Annotated in this window: 21 protein-coding genes; all 21 read left to right on the top strand. The window is 40.6% G+C overall.

All coding sequences use genetic code 11. From position 1 onward, the window contains the following. Positions 1-193: 193 nt before the first annotated feature. Positions 194-1,099 carry a tyrosine recombinase XerC gene (xerC, locus tag HBHAL_RS09920; RefSeq protein ID WP_014643264.1) on the top strand — a complete coding sequence of 302 codons (906 nt, stop codon included), beginning with the start codon at positions 194-196 and terminating at the stop codon, positions 1,097-1,099. Positions 1,100-1,108: 9 nt separating this feature from the next. Further along, a complete protein-coding gene (gene hslV / locus HBHAL_RS09925; protein WP_014643265.1) occupies positions 1,109-1,654 on the top strand; it encodes an ATP-dependent protease subunit HslV in 546 nt (181 codons plus the stop codon). A gap of 14 nt (positions 1,655-1,668) precedes the next feature. Further along, positions 1,669-3,066: an HslU--HslV peptidase ATPase subunit gene (hslU, locus tag HBHAL_RS09930; protein ID WP_014643266.1), complete on the top strand. Its 1,398-nt coding sequence runs from the start codon at positions 1,669-1,671 to the stop codon at positions 3,064-3,066. A gap of 24 nt (positions 3,067-3,090) precedes the next feature. Continuing rightward, the gene (gene codY / locus HBHAL_RS09935; protein WP_014643267.1) at positions 3,091-3,870 is read left to right on the top strand and encodes a GTP-sensing pleiotropic transcriptional regulator CodY; all 780 of its coding nucleotides are present in this window, start codon (positions 3,091-3,093) and stop codon (positions 3,868-3,870) included. Between the two features lie 330 nt (positions 3,871-4,200). Next, positions 4,201-4,593 carry a flagellar basal body rod protein FlgB gene (flgB, locus tag HBHAL_RS09940; protein ID WP_041601647.1) on the top strand — a complete coding sequence of 131 codons (393 nt, stop codon included), beginning with the start codon at positions 4,201-4,203 and terminating at the stop codon, positions 4,591-4,593. Positions 4,594-4,595: 2 nt separating this feature from the next. Further along, a complete protein-coding gene (gene flgC, locus HBHAL_RS09945) occupies positions 4,596-5,057 on the top strand; it encodes a flagellar basal body rod protein FlgC (RefSeq protein ID WP_014643269.1) in 462 nt (153 codons plus the stop codon). Between the two features lie 17 nt (positions 5,058-5,074). Beyond that, complete coding sequence (gene fliE, locus HBHAL_RS09950; RefSeq protein ID WP_014643270.1) at positions 5,075-5,383, top strand: flagellar hook-basal body complex protein FliE; 309 nt, start codon at positions 5,075-5,077, stop codon at positions 5,381-5,383. Positions 5,384-5,442: 59 nt separating this feature from the next. After that, on the top strand, positions 5,443-7,035 hold the full coding sequence (fliF, locus tag HBHAL_RS09955) for a flagellar basal-body MS-ring/collar protein FliF (RefSeq protein ID WP_014643271.1): 1,593 nt from the start codon (positions 5,443-5,445) through the stop codon (positions 7,033-7,035). 14 nt (positions 7,036-7,049) lie between these two features. Further along, entirely contained in the window at positions 7,050-8,063 is a 1,014-nt protein-coding gene (gene fliG / locus HBHAL_RS09960) for a flagellar motor switch protein FliG (protein ID WP_014643272.1), read from the top strand. Continuing rightward, the gene (gene fliH / locus HBHAL_RS09965; protein WP_014643273.1) at positions 8,056-8,796 is read left to right on the top strand and encodes a flagellar assembly protein FliH; all 741 of its coding nucleotides are present in this window, start codon (positions 8,056-8,058) and stop codon (positions 8,794-8,796) included. The genes fliG and fliH overlap by 8 nt, the downstream gene beginning before the upstream one ends. Further along, positions 8,789-10,096, top strand: a complete 1,308-nt coding sequence (gene fliI, locus HBHAL_RS09970; RefSeq protein WP_014643274.1) for a flagellar protein export ATPase FliI — start codon at positions 8,789-8,791, stop codon at positions 10,094-10,096. The genes fliH and fliI overlap by 8 nt, the downstream gene beginning before the upstream one ends. A gap of 13 nt (positions 10,097-10,109) precedes the next feature. After that, positions 10,110-10,559, top strand: coding sequence for a flagellar export protein FliJ (gene fliJ, locus HBHAL_RS09975; protein WP_014643275.1), 450 nt, complete (start codon positions 10,110-10,112; stop codon positions 10,557-10,559). Positions 10,560-10,563: 4 nt separating this feature from the next. Next, positions 10,564-11,151, top strand: a complete 588-nt coding sequence (locus HBHAL_RS09980; protein ID WP_014643276.1) for a MotE family protein — start codon at positions 10,564-10,566, stop codon at positions 11,149-11,151. Between the two features lie 31 nt (positions 11,152-11,182). Then, the gene (locus tag HBHAL_RS09985; protein WP_014643277.1) at positions 11,183-12,685 is read left to right on the top strand and encodes a flagellar hook-length control protein FliK; all 1,503 of its coding nucleotides are present in this window, start codon (positions 11,183-11,185) and stop codon (positions 12,683-12,685) included. Positions 12,686-12,693: 8 nt separating this feature from the next. Next, the gene (gene flgD / locus HBHAL_RS09990; RefSeq protein WP_014643278.1) at positions 12,694-13,149 is read left to right on the top strand and encodes a flagellar hook assembly protein FlgD; all 456 of its coding nucleotides are present in this window, start codon (positions 12,694-12,696) and stop codon (positions 13,147-13,149) included. Next, the gene (locus HBHAL_RS09995; RefSeq protein ID WP_014643279.1) at positions 13,142-13,522 is read left to right on the top strand and encodes a TIGR02530 family flagellar biosynthesis protein; all 381 of its coding nucleotides are present in this window, start codon (positions 13,142-13,144) and stop codon (positions 13,520-13,522) included. Before flgD ends, HBHAL_RS09995 begins: the two co-directional genes overlap by 8 nt. An 82-nt stretch (positions 13,523-13,604) precedes the next feature. Continuing rightward, positions 13,605-14,516 (top strand): flagellar basal body rod protein FlgG, encoded by a 912-nt coding sequence (gene flgG / locus HBHAL_RS10000; RefSeq protein ID WP_014643280.1) that lies wholly within the window; start codon positions 13,605-13,607, stop codon positions 14,514-14,516. A 47-nt stretch (positions 14,517-14,563) separates the two neighbouring features. Continuing rightward, the gene (locus tag HBHAL_RS10005; RefSeq protein ID WP_014643281.1) at positions 14,564-14,779 is read left to right on the top strand and encodes a flagellar FlbD family protein; all 216 of its coding nucleotides are present in this window, start codon (positions 14,564-14,566) and stop codon (positions 14,777-14,779) included. After that, positions 14,769-15,197 carry a flagellar basal body-associated protein FliL gene (gene fliL / locus HBHAL_RS10010; RefSeq protein ID WP_014643282.1) on the top strand — a complete coding sequence of 143 codons (429 nt, stop codon included), beginning with the start codon at positions 14,769-14,771 and terminating at the stop codon, positions 15,195-15,197. Before HBHAL_RS10005 ends, fliL begins: the two co-directional genes overlap by 11 nt. A gap of 28 nt (positions 15,198-15,225) precedes the next feature. Then, complete coding sequence (gene fliM, locus HBHAL_RS10015; RefSeq protein ID WP_014643283.1) at positions 15,226-16,227, top strand: flagellar motor switch protein FliM; 1,002 nt, start codon at positions 15,226-15,228, stop codon at positions 16,225-16,227. After that, positions 16,220-17,401 carry a flagellar motor switch phosphatase FliY gene (gene fliY / locus HBHAL_RS10020; protein WP_014643284.1) on the top strand — a complete coding sequence of 394 codons (1,182 nt, stop codon included), beginning with the start codon at positions 16,220-16,222 and terminating at the stop codon, positions 17,399-17,401. The genes fliM and fliY overlap by 8 nt, the downstream gene beginning before the upstream one ends. Positions 17,402-17,413: the final 12 nt, after the last annotated feature.

The raw sequence follows: 17,413 nt of genomic DNA on the forward strand, positions 1-17,413 counted from the left end.
GCTATAATTACGGTTTGGTAAGAATAAATACTTGACAGGTAAATGATTCCACTTCACCCCTGTTAATTTCCATAAAGAGTTATTTTTTTCAATTCATTTGGAAACAATTCAGAATTTTGTTACATTTTCATTAATATCATTGTGATTACGATTACAAGTGTGATAAAATTTAAACGCCTTTGTGAGGTGAACTATGGAAGAGTTTCAAACATATAAGCAGATGTATCTTGAGTACTTACAGATCGAAAAGAATGCATCGCCATTGACAGTGGAGAATTATTCTATTGATATGGATGAATTTGCAAAGTTTTTACAAGCGGAACAACTGAAATTTGTGGATTGTGACTATTCATCCATACGTATTTACTTATCACAACTACATGCAAATCTACTTTCTAGAAGAACGGTATCTAGAAAGATATCCAGCTTGAGAAGCTTTTTTCGGTTTCTTGAGCGGGAACAGATGGTTACAAAAAACCCTTTTCTAAATGTTTCACTTCCTAAGGAAGCCAATCCTATCCCTGATTTTTTCTATCAGGAGGAATTGAAGCATTTGTTTACGGTCAGCGATAAAAAAAATCCACTGGGACAGCGAAATCAAGCATTGATTGAATTATTATATGGTACTGGTATTCGGGTAAGCGAAGCGACCCGGATCGAACTGCACGATATAGATCTTTCTCTTTCTACTTTACTCGTGCACGGGAAAGGAAGAAAAGAAAGGTATGTACCTTTTGGGCAATTTGCCAGTCAGGCCATGCAATCCTATATAGAAGATGGAAGAAGAGTACTTCAGCAAAAGAACTCTAGTCCTACCCCTGTACTGTTTTTGAATTCTAAAGGAGGACCTTTAACGGCTCGAGGCATTCGGATGATTCTCAATAAAATGGTGGAAGATGCTGCGTTAACCGTGGATATTCATCCCCATAAACTAAGACATTCATTTGCTACCCATATGCTGAACGAAGGAGCCGATCTCCGCTCAGTACAGGAATTGCTTGGACATGAGCACTTATCTTCAACTCAGATTTATACCCATGTAACAAAAGATCGTTTGCGGCATGTTTATATGAACAGCCATCCAAGAGCAAATAAATGAGGTGAGAATATGGAACAACAATTTCACGCAACAACGATATTTGCTGTCCAGCATAATGGTCAGTGTGCGATGAGTGGAGATGGGCAGGTAACGCTTGGGAATCAGGTAGTCATGAAGCATAAAGCTCGAAAAGTAAGGCGCCTTTATAATGATCAAGTATTAGCAGGCTTTGCAGGATCTGTAGCAGATGCTTTTACCTTGTTTGAGAAATTCGAAGGAAAGCTAGAAAGCTTTGATGGCAACTTAGCAAGAGCCTCTGTGGAGCTTGCTAAGGAATGGCGTAGTGATCGAGTATTGCGAAAGCTTGAGGCCATGCTTATTGTCATGGATCGTAATCATATGTTTCTTGTTTCCGGTACTGGGGAAGTTATAGAACCGGATGATGGAATTCTGGCTATTGGATCCGGTGGTAATTTTGCTTTAAGTGCAGGTCGTGCCCTAAAGCGTTATTCACCTGATCAATCAGCTGAACAAATCGCTCAAGCTGCACTAGAAATAGCTGGAGAAATTTGTGTGTTTACAAATGATCAAATTATACTGGAAGTTCTCAAATAAGGGGGACCTAGAAGATGTCGTTGAATTTAACTCCTAAACAAATCGTAGAAAAGCTCGATCAATATATTATAGGGCAGAATAGCGCCAAAAAATCAGTTGCTATCGCGCTTAGAAATCGATACCGTCGTATGCAGCTCACTGGTGATATCCGTGATGAGATTGTACCTAAAAATATTCTTATGATGGGCCCTACCGGAGTCGGAAAAACAGAAATTGCACGCAGACTAGCCAAATTGGTAGGAGCACCTTTTGTGAAAGTGGAAGCCACGAAGTTTACTGAAGTCGGCTATGTAGGACGCGATGTTGAATCAATGGTTCGAGATCTTGTTGAAATGGCTGTTCGAATGGTTAAAGAAGAAAAAATGGAAGAAGTCAAGGAAAGGGCAGAAGAACAAGCCAATAAGCGTCTTGTAAAACTCCTTGTTCCTTCAAGGAAGAAGCAGCAGAATAATTTTAAAAACCCGCTGGAAATGTTTTTTAATCAGGGAGATCAGCAGGAAAGTGAACCACAGCCAAACCAGGAAGAAAAAGAAATCGAAACAAAGCGAAGCCGTATTCGTCAGCAGTTGGATTTGGGTGAACTTGAAGACCGTATGGTTACTATTGAAGTGGAAGAATCCCAATCCTCTATGTTTGACATGATGCAAGGATCAGGAATGGAACAAATGGGGATGAACATGCAGGATGCATTTAGTCAATTCATGCCTAAAAAAACCAAAAAAAGAAAGCTCCCCGTTTCTGAAGCACGCAAAGTCCTTACTCAGGAAGAAGCAAGTAAACTGGTGGATATGGATGAGGTAGGTCAGGAAGCCGTAAACAAAGTCGAACAGTCTGGTATGATTTTTATTGATGAAATCGATAAGGTTGCTGCAAAAGGGGACAATCAGGCTAATGTTTCCCGAGAAGGTGTTCAGCGTGATATTCTTCCGATTGTAGAAGGCTCGACGATTGTGACCAAATATGGTGCCGTTTCAACGGATCACATTTTATTTATAGCTGCTGGGGCTTTCCATATGGCCAAGCCTTCTGATCTGATTCCTGAGCTGCAGGGCAGATTTCCGATTCGTGTTGAACTTAATAAGCTCAACGTAGAGGACTTCCGAAACATTTTAGTGGAACCTTCCAATGCTTTATTGAAACAATATAAGGCTTTGTTGGAAATTGAAGGTATAAAGGTTGAATTTTCTGACGATGCTATTACTAGACTCGCAGAGATTGCCCATGAAGTGAATCAGGAGACGGATAATATTGGTGCGAGACGACTTCATACCATTTTGGAGAAGTTATTAGAGGACTTGTCATTTGAAGCACCAGATGTAACGATGGAAACCATTGAAATTACGCCACAATATGTTGACAGCAAACTGTCCTCTATTGTGAAAAATAAAGATCTAAGTCGTTTTATTTTATAGACATACTATAAGGAGGAATAACAGATGAAATTATTAGACCGTGCCAGAAGAATCAACGCTATGCTTCAGAAAACTACAGGGAAATCGGTGGATTTTAATGATATGTCCGCCACAATGAGAGATGTGATCGAAGCGAATACATTTGTATTGAGCCGTCGAGGTAAACTTCTTGGTTTTGCTATTAATCAGGAAATTGAAAATGAGCGAATGAAGACGATGCTGACTGAACGTCAATTTCCACAAGAATACACTCAGAACTTATTTAATATCCAGGAAACAACCCCTGATATTGATATCGATAGTGAATATACGGCTTTCCCTGTAGAAAACCGAGAATTGTTTGAGCAGGGTTTGACTACGATTGTTCCGATCATCGGAGGAGGACAGCGATTAGGTACGTTAATTCTAAGTCGAATTAACCGAAGTTTTAACGACGATGATCTTCTGCTTGCTGAATATGGTGCAACCGTGGTTGGTATGGAAATCCTTCATGAGAAAACAGAGGAGATTGAACAGGAAGCTCGCAGTAAAGCCGTTGTTCAAATGGCGATTAGTTCTTTATCCTACAGTGAATTGGAAGCAATTGAGCACATTTTTGAAGAACTGGAAGGAAACGAAGGTCTGCTGGTTGCCAGTAAAATAGCGGATCGCGTAGGAATTACCCGTTCGGTAATTGTCAACGCTTTACGTAAGTTAGAAAGTGCTGGTGTTATTGAGTCTCGCTCTTTAGGTATGAAAGGAACGTATATTAAAGTCTTGAACAATAACTTCCTAGTGGAGCTTCAAAAACTTCGCACAAGTTAAATACAGAAAAACCGCTGCTTTTAAAAAAGCAGCGGTTTTTTTATATTCAAAATTGGAAAAACAAGGTTTTATACCCATCTAAATCATATTTTTATAAAATTTATGTAAATCTAATTTATTTACCGAACGAACTGTGTAATAATGTTCATTATAATAGTATTTTCGACAAAATCCTTTAAAAACCATTGTTATAAGTTTAAAGTCCTGGTTATTTAGTTCTATTTATAGAGTGATTAAAAAAATACTGTAGTACTACATAGACAGAGGTATACATACTTTTTTACAATTAGGTTTGTGAACCTAGAAACATGTCGAATTGAGGTGGTTAAGCTGAAATTATTTAATGATACGTTTAACACATTAGAAAAGTCCTTAAATTATGCTTCAGAAAAGAACCGTACCATATCTAACAATATATCCAATGTGGATACTCCAGGCTACAAAGCTAAAGATGTTGTTTTTAAAGATCACTTAAACCGCGCTGAGGCTTCTCTATCAGCCAAAAAAACCAGTCACAAACATATCGATTTTCCTAATAAAGCATCCGTCTCCTACAATACAACCACAAACAATAGTACTACATATAACCACAATGGAAATAACGTCGACATTGATAAAGAAATGAGCAGCTTGGCTCAGAACCAGATATACTATCAAGCTTTGGCTGATCGCATGAGTGGTAAGTTCAGGAGCATGGAATCTGTAATTAAAGGAGGAAATTAACCATGGGTATCTTTGATGCAATGAACACAAGTGCCAGTGGTTTGACGGCCCAGCGGCTGAGAATGGATGTAGTTTCCTCTAATGTGGCAAATGCAAACTCCACAAGAGCTGAACTTAATGAAGAGGGAGAATGGGAGCCTTATCGTAGGAAAATGGTCGTATTTGAACCAGAGGACAAAAGTTTTAAGTCTCACCTCGAAAATGCCTCCCGACTATCAACTCAATCCGAAAGCAGTCAGGGTGTAAAAGCTTCAAAGATTGCGGAGGATGAGACACCTTTCAAACAAGTGTTTAACCCGGACCATCCCGATGCTAATTCAGAAGGGTATGTCCAGACTCCTAACGTAGATCCTTTACAGGAAATGGTGGATATGATGAGTGCCACACGTTCTTATGAAGCTAATGTGACTTCTCTGAATGCCTCCAAAAATATGCTGATGAAAGCTCTGGAAATAGGAAGATAACGAGAAGGAGAGATTAAATGCCAGATCTAAATACTATAACGGGATTACCGTCGATCCAATCAAGTACTCCCTCAATGAACACGGTCAACTCCCCTGCAGAGGCTCAAGTCAAGTTTGCTGATCAATTGAAAAATGCAATCGATAAAGTGAATCAAACCCAGATCGAATCGGATCAGAAAACAAAAGCCCTGGCAAGCGGTGAGATTGATAACCTGCATGAAGTGATGATTACTTCAAAGAAAGCCAGTATTACGATGCAAACATCGGTAGAGGTGAGAAATAAAGTGGTAGAAGCATATAAAGAAATTATGAGAATGCAAGTGTAATACAACTTACACAAATCGTTATAACATTCGCGGACAGCGTGCTTTTTTTGGGGGCAGTTATGAAAGAAAAACTAGTACAGTACAAAAATCGTATTACTTCGTTTTGGAAAGATAGAAGCAAAGGTCAGAAAGCGGTCATACTTGGTGGTACAGGAGCTATCCTGTTAATAGCAGCCCTGGTGAGTATATTCGCATCCAGTTCAAAAATGGTTCCTCTATATAAGGATTTAACAATACAGGAAATTGGACAAATTAAAACAGAACTGGACACCAGAGGAGTCTCATATGAATTGGAAGAAAACGGTACATCGATCCTTGTGCCAGAACCTCAGGCAGAGACCCTGCTTGTAGATTTAGCTGCGGCAGGACTTCCGAGCAGCGGTTCGATAGATTATGGGTTTTTTAGTGATAATACGTCATGGGGAATGACGGATAATGAGTTTAATATGATTAAGCTTGACGCGATGCAAAGCGAGCTTGCGAACATGATGAAGGGAATCGGTGGAATTCAGGATGCAAAAGTTATGATCAACATTCCAGAGGAGGAGGTGTTTGCATCCGAGACAGAGCAAACAGCCTCAGCTTCGATTGTACTGACTGTTCAACCTGGATATCAGATGGAGAACAGTCAAATAGCAGCACTTTATAACCTGGCTTCGAAATCCGTTCCTAACTTGTCTAAAGATAATATCGTAATCATGGATCAAAACTTTAAGTATTTTGATTTAAATAATCCAAATTCACCTGAAAGTCAGGACGCTTATACATATCAGCAGAATGTGAAGAAAAATATTGAACGTGACATTAAGCAGGATGTCCAGCGTATGCTTGGCAGGATGATTGGTCAGCAGAAAGTGATAGCAACCGTTACAGCAGATGTTGATTTTACAAAAGAAAATCGTGTCGAAGAACTGGTAGAGCCGGTTGACCCTGACACTATGGAAGGACTGCCGGTGAGTATTGAACGGATCGAAGAAACCTACGAAGGAGGAGTGCCTGAAGGGGGAGTCCCAGGTGCAGGAGAGGAAGATGTAGCGAACTATCCTGCTGATGCAGATGGATCTAACGGGGATTATGAAATGAACCGTGAAACGATCAATAATGAATTTAACCGCATTAAGAGAAATATTGAGGAAAGCCCTTTTAAAGTAAGGGATCTTGGAATTCAGGTAGCTATTGATAGTACTAAAGGTGCTGATGAGCAAGGGGCTGTTGAACTATTATCTGCGGAAGAGCAGCAAACCGTTGAGGAGGGTGTGCAGTCAATCCTTAACTCAATGATTACAACATCCATTAATGAAAGTTATGGAGAAGTAAACCCGGAGGAAAAAATATCAATCGTTTTTCAAGAGTTCAGTGAACAGCCTTCCCCTCCTCAGCCATCTCCTGGAATTCCAATGTGGATGTACGCAATAGGAGCTGTTCTTGTGACTGTTATTGTGGTGCTAATCGTTTTGTTAATGAGAAGAAAAAGGCAAGAAGAAGAAGAAATTTATGAAGACACTGTAGAAGAGGAAATACGTCCTTTTGTCCCAGGGATTGAAGAAAAGGTGACCGCTTCGACTCAGCAGAGAGAACAGTTAGAAAAGATGGCAAAAGAAAAGCCGGAAGAATTTGCTAAATTATTGCGATCGTGGATCGCGGAAGAATAAGGGAGGGTTCTTCAATGGCCTTAAAAAAGTCAGAGTTATCTGGAAAGCAGAAAGCAGCTGTCCTCTTAATCTCTTTAGGACCAGATGTAGCCGCACAGGTATACAAACACTTAAATGAAGAAGAAATAGAACAATTAACACTCGAAATATCTTCAGTTCAAAAAGTAAATTCAAAAGAGAAAGAAGAAATAGTAGAACAATTCCACCAGATTGCTCTGGCGCAGGATTATATTTCTCAAGGAGGGATTGGCTATGCCAAAACCATTCTTGAAAAAGCTTTGGGGGAAGACGAAGCATCCAACATTATCGGACGCTTGACCTCTTCTCTTCAAGTGAAGCCTTTTGATTTTGCAAGGAAAGCTGAACCATCTCAGATTTTGAATTTTATTCAGAATGAACACCCTCAAACGATTGCTCTCGTTTTATCTTATTTGGATGCAGCCCAGTCCGGCCAGATTCTTTCTGAACTTCCACAGGAGCTGCAAGCCGATGTTGCACGCAGAATTGCTACGATGGAATCGACTTCTCCAGAAATTATCAATCAGGTGGAACAAATACTTGAAAAAAAACTTTCAGCCACAGTAACCCATGACTATACAGAAACAGGCGGTATTCAAGCAGTGGTTGAAGTGCTCAATGGAGTCGATAGAAGTACGGAACGAACAATATTAGACTCATTAGAAATTCAGGATCCCGAACTAGCCGAGGAAATTAAAAAACGCATGTTCGTATTCGAGGATATTGTCTCACTTGATAATCGAGCCATTCAAAGAGTCATACGCGAAGTTGAAAATGAAGACCTTCGCTTATCCTTGAAAATTTCGAGTGATGAAGTTAAAAATCTAGTATTTTCCAATATGTCCCAGCGAATGGCTGAAACGTTTGAAGAAGAGATGGAAGTTATGGGACCTGTACGCTTACGTGATGTAGAAGAGGCTCAAACCAGAGTTGTGGCTACCATTAGACGTTTAGAAGATGTGGGTGAAATCGTGGTAGCGCGCGGCGGGGGTGACGACATTATTGTCTAGTTTCAATCAAAGTTCACAACGTATTATTCAGATTAAGCCTGTCGAAAAGCTAACACCAGCTGTATCCGTGGAAGAAAATCTTTGCAATGAACAAGAGATTGCAGAGCAAAAAAGAGAGCAAGCTGAAAAAATTTTAGAAGAGGCATGGGAAGAAGCTTCACAACTGCTTCAGCAAGCTGAGCATAAAATCGATGCAGATAAGAAAGCCTGGCAGGAAGAAAGAGTTCAATTGGTTCAGGCCGCAGAAAAAGAAGGATACGAGGCCGGTGTAACACAGGGTTATCAGGATTACACGGAAAAGTTGGAAGAAGCAAACCATATTATTGCGAAAGCGAACCAATCTTATCACTCGATTGTAGCATCAAGTGAAGAAACCATCGTCGAAATTGCTCTTCGTGCAGCTGAAAAAATATTAAATTGTCATTTGGAAGACCATCCAGAGTCTTTTTCGTACCTTGTTAAAAAAGTAGTTACGGAAGTTCAGGAGCAGCCTGAAGTAGCCATTTATGTGCATCCTGATCAATATAGCTATATACAGTCCCAGGCAGAAGAATTGCAGAGAATGACAAGTTTGAAAACCAACTTGTCTATCTATGTAAAAGATGAGATGGAGCCTTTTTCATGCGTGCTTGAATCCCCTTTTGGACGTATTGATGCTGGGATAGACAGTCAGCTGAAAGAATTGAGAGAGAAAGTTTTCCGTGTGGTTCAGGAGGCGGTCCCTTATGAATAAGGATACTTATTTACAAGTTATTGATCGATCAGACACCTTTAAACGCTATGGGCGCATTCATCGGGTGGTAGGCTTGATGGTGGAGTCAAAAGGTCCGGAAGCTTCGATTGGAGATTTATGCTATATCCATTCACATTCTGACCGGAACCAGTCCATTGCTGCTGAAGTGGTTGGTTTCAATCAAGAGAATATTCTCCTTATGCCTTATAAAGAAATGCGAGATATCAGTCCTGGTAGTTTAGTAGAAGCAACAGGTGAACCCATGAAAGTTAAAGCAGGACCAGGATTGATAGGTAAGATTCTGGATGCGACAGGGCAGCCGCTGGACGGGCGTGCATTACCCAAAGGCTTAACGATGTATCCAACAGACCAGTCTCCGCCTAATCCGTTATCAAGGCCCACTATTAAAGAACCGATTCAAGTAGGAGTCCGTGCAATTGATTCTTTGTTAACGGTTGGAAAAGGACAACGTGTAGGTATATTTGCAGGAAGTGGGGTAGGTAAAAGTACCCTTATGGGAATGATCTCAAGAAACAGCTCTGCTGATTTAAATGTTATAGCCCTCATTGGTGAGCGTGGAAGAGAAGTGAGAGAATTCATTGAAAACGATCTCGGAGAAGATGGGCTAAAACGTTCCATCGTTATAGTAGCTACATCTGATCAGCCAGCTCTTATGAGAACTAAAGGAGCCTATACTGCTACTGCGATAAGCGAGTACTTTAGAGATCTTGGCTACAACGTCAATCTGATGATGGATTCCGTAACCCGCTTTGCCATGGCTCAGCGTGAAATCGGACTTGCGACAGGGGAGCCTCCCACGACTAAAGGTTACACACCTTCCGTATTTGCTCTCTTACCCAAGCTGCTTGAAAGAACCGGTACGAGCAGTAAAGGAACGATTACTGCTTTTTACACCGTGCTGGTTGATGGTGACGATATGAATGAACCGGTATCAGACACCGTGCGAGGGATACTTGATGGACACTTTGTACTGGATCGAAACCTAGCAGAACAAGGCCAATTTCCAGCAATAAACATATTGAGATCAATCAGCCGGGTAATGAAGCAGATTACATCAGATGAACATAAACAATCAGCCGAACGTCTTCGTGCTTTGCTTGCGAGGTACGAGGAAAATAGTGAACTGATTCAAATAGGAGCTTATAAAAAAGGCAGCAGTAAGGATATTGATCAGGCGATTCATTATCACCCTTCCATCATTAATTTTCTGAAGCAAGGTGTACAAGAACCTTCAAGTTTTGAAGGATCACAGGATTTGCTAAAACAGTTATTTACATAGGAGTGGAAATTGTATGGCTCATTTGCGTGCTTTTCATAAAATTAAGGATTTAAGGGACCGGGAGAGGACAGAGCAAGAGAAACAGCATCAATCTCGAGTCGAGACATTTGAACAGAAAGCAACCCAGCTGTATGAGGTATTGAAGGAAAAAGAAGAAGCTGAGCAATCATTCCATCAGACCCTTTCAAAAAGAACGATTCAGGCTATGACTTTTATTCAGCACCAGCAATACATAGAGCGCTTAGAGGAACGTATTGACTCGCTTCAGCCTGAAGTTCAAGACGCCCGCCAGGCCATGTACAACTCCCAGGAAAAATTAACAGACGCTTATGTAGAAGTGAAGAAATTTGAAAAGCTCATCGAACAAAAGCAGAAAAAGCATCAAAAATGGGTTAAAGATGAAGAAAATAAACAAATGGATGATTTGTCCATGAGACAATTTTTAAATTTCCAAAGTAGGTGAGGTCATGGCAAAGAAAATAACGGATAAGCAGCAAGGCACTAAACTTCAATGGTTCTTCTTTGTAATTATTATTCCCATAGTGTTTGCCATCACCTTAGCTTGGATTGTCTTAACTCTTCTCGGTGTGAATGTAATAGAACAAGCTGACAAGTATGTAAGTAAAGTGCCAGGGATGTCTCAAAGCGCTTCTGCTCCAGAGGAAGAAAATACCAAATCAAACAACAAGGAACTTCAGACTTCTCTTGACGCCAAGAATGAAGAAATTGAGCTGCTTGAAGAAGAACTCAGCGCGAAACAGACAGAGATTGATGAACTTGAACAAAAGGTAGTTAAATTAGAAGCTGATGTGAAATCAGCTCAAGAAGTAAAAGAAGAAAAACCTGAAAATGAGAAAGTGATGAACATGGCTGCTTCCTTTCAGCAAATGGAGCCGGAAGAAGCGGCTCCTATTGTGGAGAACATGAGTCAAGATCTTGCTATACAGGTGCTTGAAAATGTAGCAAGCGAAGAAAGAGGATTGATTTTCGGTCAGATGAGTCCAGAAGCAGCCGCAGAAATCGCTGGTGAAATCATTAACTCATCTGAGAATTAATGGCGTTTGATCTTGAAAGGAGGTGAAAACAATGAATCTTGTCCATCAGATGTTTAGCACAGCACGTTCCCAGCCACTGGTTCTATTTAACTCCCCAATAGAAGGTAAGAATCCCAAGGAATCATTTCAAGATTTATTATCCACCCTGCAAGAGAATAGGGAGAGTTTAAATGTTCCGGGCAAGGCAGATATAGGTCCAATTGATGAAATGGTTCAGAAGCTTCGCCGCCAATTGAATGAACTATTTACAGAACTTAAGTTCTATCAAAAAGAAACTGATCAAGGAAGTGGACAGGGGTTAAAAGAACTAGAACAGCTGGCTGAGCTCCAAATTCAGTTTGAAGACGATGCGGTTATGCCTTCAGATTTGGACATATTAACGGGGTTAGAGTCCGCTCTTAAAATGCTTCAAGGAGTAATTAAAGCGGAGGAAACAGAAGGGGGTAATTCGAAAGAAGAGACTAGCCTAGTGAAAGACCCAAAGGTTTCAGATCTTTTTCAAACCATAAATGAAACCATACACTTGGTTCAGAATGTACTTAAAGGCACTGAGGAGCAAAAAAAGAAAATGTCGAATGACACCCACTTTATTACCCTCCCTATTTCTTCCAACGTGACACAATTGGAAAAAAGCCAATTATTAAATAACTTTGAGCAGAAAGAGATTGATCTCCAAAAATTATGGGTTAAGTTTCAGCAAAACATTCATAGTCTAGAAAACAACAATAGAGATGCTCATTCCAAAGTCAATGGTTATTCAACCAAAGTATTAGTTATTAAAGATGTCATTCAATCGATCTCCCAAATATCCAATCAAGTACCTGAGGGAAAATGGACATCCATGCTGAGCAAGCTATCAGAGCAAGGAACTGAATTTGAAAATAAGCTGTTTAGAGGTATATGGAATACCTATCAGAATAGACAAACTGTTCCGTCTGGTTATCAAAGGTTGTCGCCTATTAATGGAAAGGAAATGGGGAAGTGGATTTCGCAGTATATTGAGAAGCATACGGACAATTCTCGAACCTCGGCATCTTCTCTTCAAACCATGCCGATGTCAAAAGTAGAGCAACATGTGATTCAGATCCATCAGAATCAGCCGTCTTCTTCTATCCCAAACCAGTTTATGAAAGAGCTGGAACGTATTCTTCAATCCAGCCGGTGGTTTACCAGCAAGCCGGGCAGTATGGAAATGCAGTTAAAACTTAAGCCTCTCAATCTTGGGGAGATGACGGTGAAACTTGCGCAGATAAATGGAGAACTAACCGTGAAGATTATTGCTAGCAGTCAAGCAGCGAAAGAAATGCTGGAAAGTAACATGGGTCAGTTGCGTCACATGTTCTCCCCTCAGCAGGTCGTAGTTGAAAAAAATGAGGGATTATCTGACCAGCCGTCATTCTATTCTTTCGATGAGGATCAAGCTGGGCACGAAGAACAAAAAGAAAAACAGTCAAATCAGATAGATTCGGATAGTGAAGAACAATCTGAGGATGGAGAGTCTTTTTACGATATTTTAATGAATGAGAAAGTTTAGGTGATGACATGAATACGATTGATTCGTCCTACTATTTAAAAAATCAGCCAGCTGCCGGGAGCACAAATACCTCACTCGGAAAAGATGATTTCTTAAAGATTTTAATGGCGCAAATTCAAAATCAAAACCCTCTTGACCCGATGAAAGATAAAGAGTTTATCTCCCAGATGACTCAGTTTTCTAATTTGGAACAAATGACGAATATGTCTCAATCTATGGAGAAATTTTTAGAAACTCAAAGTCTACCGCCCCTGGTCCAATATAGCGGTTTGATAGGTAAGGAAGTTACCTACCCAATAGTTAATGAAGAAACGGGGGCCCGGGAGAGTGTAGAAAAAGGAGTAGTTACATCCGTGGCTCAAAAAGACGGAAATACCTCTCTTGAGTTGAATTCAGGCCTTAAACTGCCAGTCAACCAAATTATATCTGTCAGTGATACAGGTGAAGAAAGTTCCGGTGAATAGATTGAATCCTCGCATTCATCAATTTCACCAACCACTACAAGCACCTCTAGGGAACAAAACGAAAACGAAAACGAAAACAGATACCTCCTTTCAAAAGGTTCTTAATGATACTCAGACATTAAAAATAAGTAAACATGCAGAAAAGCGGTTGAAACAACGGAATATAGAAATTGAAGAAAACAAATGGAATGAGATTTCTAATAAGATGGCGGAAGCCAAATCCAAAGGTGTAACGGATAGTTTAGTCATTACGAACCAGGCAGCTTTTGTAGTAAGTACTAAAAATAACACTGTAGTTACAGCGCTTGGAAGAGAAGAAGCTGCATCTCAAATTTTCACAAACATAAATGGCACCATTGTTTTAGAAGATTAGGCTGGACCCTCAAGGGAGGCCGTACTACCGCTGACTGATGGAAGCGGCTGATCAAATTACAAAATGAGAGGAATGTTTCAATATGCTACGTTCAATGTATGCGGGTATTTCCGGAATGAAAGGCTTTCAAACACAGTTAGATACGATTGGAAATAACATTGCCAATGTAAATACGTACGGATACAAAAAAGGGCGCGTTACATTTCAGGATATGATGAGTCAAACGATGACAGGAGCTCAAGGGCCTACTGAGGGAGCAAACGGCAACACGCGAGGAGGTTTGAACCCTTCTCAAGTAGGGCTGGGATCTCAAACAGGATCCATTGATACAATCCATACTCAAGGCAATCGCCAGACTACGAATCGCCCCTTGGATTTGTCTCTTGAAGGAGACGGGATGTTTATGCTTGCCGAAGGTGGAACGGATGACATTAATACTGAAGGGAAAGCATTCAATCTTGACAACGTGAATACGAGCTTTACGAGAGCGGGGAATTTCTATTTGGATTCTGAAGGGGCAATCGTGAACAATGAAGGAAAATACTTAGTTGGTGAGCCTTATACTATAAACCAGAACGGTCCGAATACCGCACAAAACAATGCTGGAATGATTACCATTCCTGAAGACGCTCAGAGTTTTAGTATCCAGCCGGACGGTGCTGTAAGTTATGTAGATGTTAATGGTACACCTAAAGTAGCAGGGCAGATCAGACTGGCTAACTTTGCTAACCCAAGCGGCCTTGAAAAGGTGGGTGGCAATTCCTATCGCTATACCACTAACGCTGGTGAGCCCATTGCGGAATTAGGCGATCTTTCGCTTGCTGGAGAGGATGGAACAGGACAAATGGTCGCAGGGGCTCTTGAGATGTCCAATGTGGATTTAGCTGAATCGTTCACTGAAATGATTACAGCACAAAGGGGATTTCAGGCCAATACGAGGATTATTACGACTTCAGATGAAATTCTTCAGGAACTAGTTAACTTGAAACGATAACCGGAGAGGAGGGCGGGGAGGCGGATTATAAAGCCTCCCTGATCATTATGATAGCTTTAACGAAATTAAACGGAGATTCGTTTACCTTAAACGCAATCTACATAGAGCAAATTCAATCCAATCCGGACACTATGATAACTACAACTCAAGGAAAAAAGCTTCTGGTTAAAGAGCAGGAAGAAATTGTGGTAAAGAAAATCAAAAGGTTTTATAGAGAAGTAGGGCTTTTTAGAATAGCTGGACAGGCAGGTGATGACGATTAAAAATCGAGTCTTTAAGACAATGATTATTATCCTCAGTACACTTACTCTTCTCGGTGCAGCCACCCTTATTATCGTCATGAATCTGAATGGTACAGATGAAGTAAGTGGAAAAAGATCCATTGATGAAATGCGTAAGTCTTCCATGCTGACGGAGGATATTACAACGGATTTAAAGAATGGGGACTTTGTCCGCATCCGCTTTCGTGTGGTAACTGACAGCAAAACATCTTTAGAAGAATTACAAAAGAGAGATTTCCAGATGCAAAATATATTGATTAAAGAACTTGCGGTTATGGATTCGGAATCGTTTCAATCGGGTCTGGGTGACCTTGAGGACCAGTTAAAAGCAAAATTGAACGACGTAATGAGCCAGGGGACCGTTACTGATGTTTATACAGTAGACAAAGTTCTACAATAATTAACAATCCTGGTAAGGGGGTGAGAGTGTGGCAGAAGAGGTTCTATCTCAGAATGAAATAGATTCCTTGCTATCCGCTTTATCAACGGGTGAAATGGATGCCGAAGAATTAAAGAATGAAGAAAAAGAGAGAAAAGTTCGATCCTACGATTTTAAAAGAGCGCTGCGATTCTCAAAAGACCAGATTAGAAGTCTTTCCAGAATACATGAAAATTTCTCCAGGCTGCTTACTACTTATTTTTCAGCACATCTGCGCACATATGTAAATATCGAGGTCGCTTCAGTAGACCAGCTGCCTTATGAAGAATTTATCAGATCTATTCCAACAATGACCATACTGAATATATTCAGTGTATCTCCATTAGAAGGAAGAATTCTGCTGGAAACCAACCCTAATGTAGCTTATGCCATGATGGACCGAGTCCTGGGAGGCAGAGGTAGCAGTGTTAGCAAAGTGGACAACTTAACAGAAATTGAAACGACAATTATGTCTCACTTATTTGAGAAAGCCCTCGATAACTATCAGGAAGCCTGGGGTTCTATAGTGGAGATCGATCCGATACTGGAAGAATTTGAAGTGAATCCTCAATTCCTGCAAATGGTATCGCCTAATGAGACGGTGGTAGTTGTTTCCTTAAACACAACCATTGGAGAATCGAGCGGTATGATTAATATATGCATCCCTCACGTAGTGTTAGAACCAATCATTCCGAAGCTCTCCGTACATTATTGGATGCAAAAGCAACAGCCGAAAGACAGAGATCCTGGAGAATATGAAGCTTTAGCGAAAACTATTAAAGGGGCAGAAGTAGATATGAAAGCTCTGCTCGGAGAATCCAACATATCGATTCAGCAGTTCTTAGGGTTGAAGGAAAATGATGTGATTCGACTAAGTCAGCAAATTGACAGACCTATGACATTAAAAGTAGATAACACACAAAAGTTTCATGTACAGCCGGGTACAATTAAAAATCATCTCGCTGTGCAAGTTTTAGAAGACTATCGAGGGGAGGCGGAAAGAAATGAGTGACGATATGTTATCACAGGATGAAATAGATGCTCTTCTGAATGGCAGTACAGGCGAAGATCTTAATCGCTCATCTTATAATCAAGGTTTGGCAGAAGAATTATCAATACTTGAAGAAGATGCACTAGGTGAAATCGGAAATATATCTTTTGGAAGTTCTGCTACAGCTTTGTCTTCCTTATTAAATCAGAAAGTGCAAATTACAACACCGAAAATCACAGTTGTAAACCGTAATCGGCTGCCTGATGAATTTCCGAAACCATACGTCGCAGTCGGTGTTACTTACACGGATGGATTCTCAGGGGAAAATGTTCTAGTTATTAATACTAAAGATGCAGCTATTATTGCAGATCTAATGCTGGGAGGAGATGGCAGCTCACCTGATGATCAATTAAATGAAATTTCTTTAAGTGCTGTCCAGGAAGCTATGAACCAAATGATGGGGTCAGCAGCGACCAGCATGTCAACTATATTTAATAAAAAAGTGGATATCTCTCCCCCCTCCATTGATGTGTTAAACCTCGAGGAAGACCGGGGTACGGATCAGATTCCAGACGATGAAACTCTTGTGAAAGTTTCTTTCCAGCTTAAAGTGGGGACATTGATCGATTCTAATATTATGCAGCTTCTTCCTGTTGGTTTTGCTAGAGAGTTAGTGGACCAGTTAATGAATCCTGAGGACCAAGAACCCCCTCAAAAACCACTAAAAAAACCTTCGGGTTCAAGAGAAGACGATCAGCCCACCAAAGCTGCTGTTACTACGGGGGAGTCTTACAAGGGTTCGAGTACATCAACATCTCACGAGGAAGTTGAACCTCAGTACGTAGGAGGGCCGGTGGGGCAAGGCGTTAATGAGGCGAATATTCAGACCGCTCAATTCCAAAACTTTGAATCTGTAAAGCTTAATAACAATGAGCAAAGAAACTTAGATATGCTGATGGACATTCCATTAAAAGTCACCGTAGAACTTGGTCGCACGAAGCGTACAATAAAGGAAATTTTAGAAATATCAGCAGGTTCTGTGATAGAACTGGATAAGTTAGCAGGCGAACCAGTTGATATTCTTGTAAATGAAAAATTGATGGCTAAGGGAGAAGTTGTCGTGATCGACGAGAACTTCGGTGTACGGGTTACCGACATATTAAGCCCTAAAGATCGGCTGAGTAAATTACGTTAATCAAGGAGGAAG

Source organism: Halobacillus halophilus DSM 2266 (assembly GCF_000284515.1).
GTDB lineage: Bacteria > Bacillota > Bacilli > Bacillales > Halobacillaceae > Halobacillus > Halobacillus halophilus.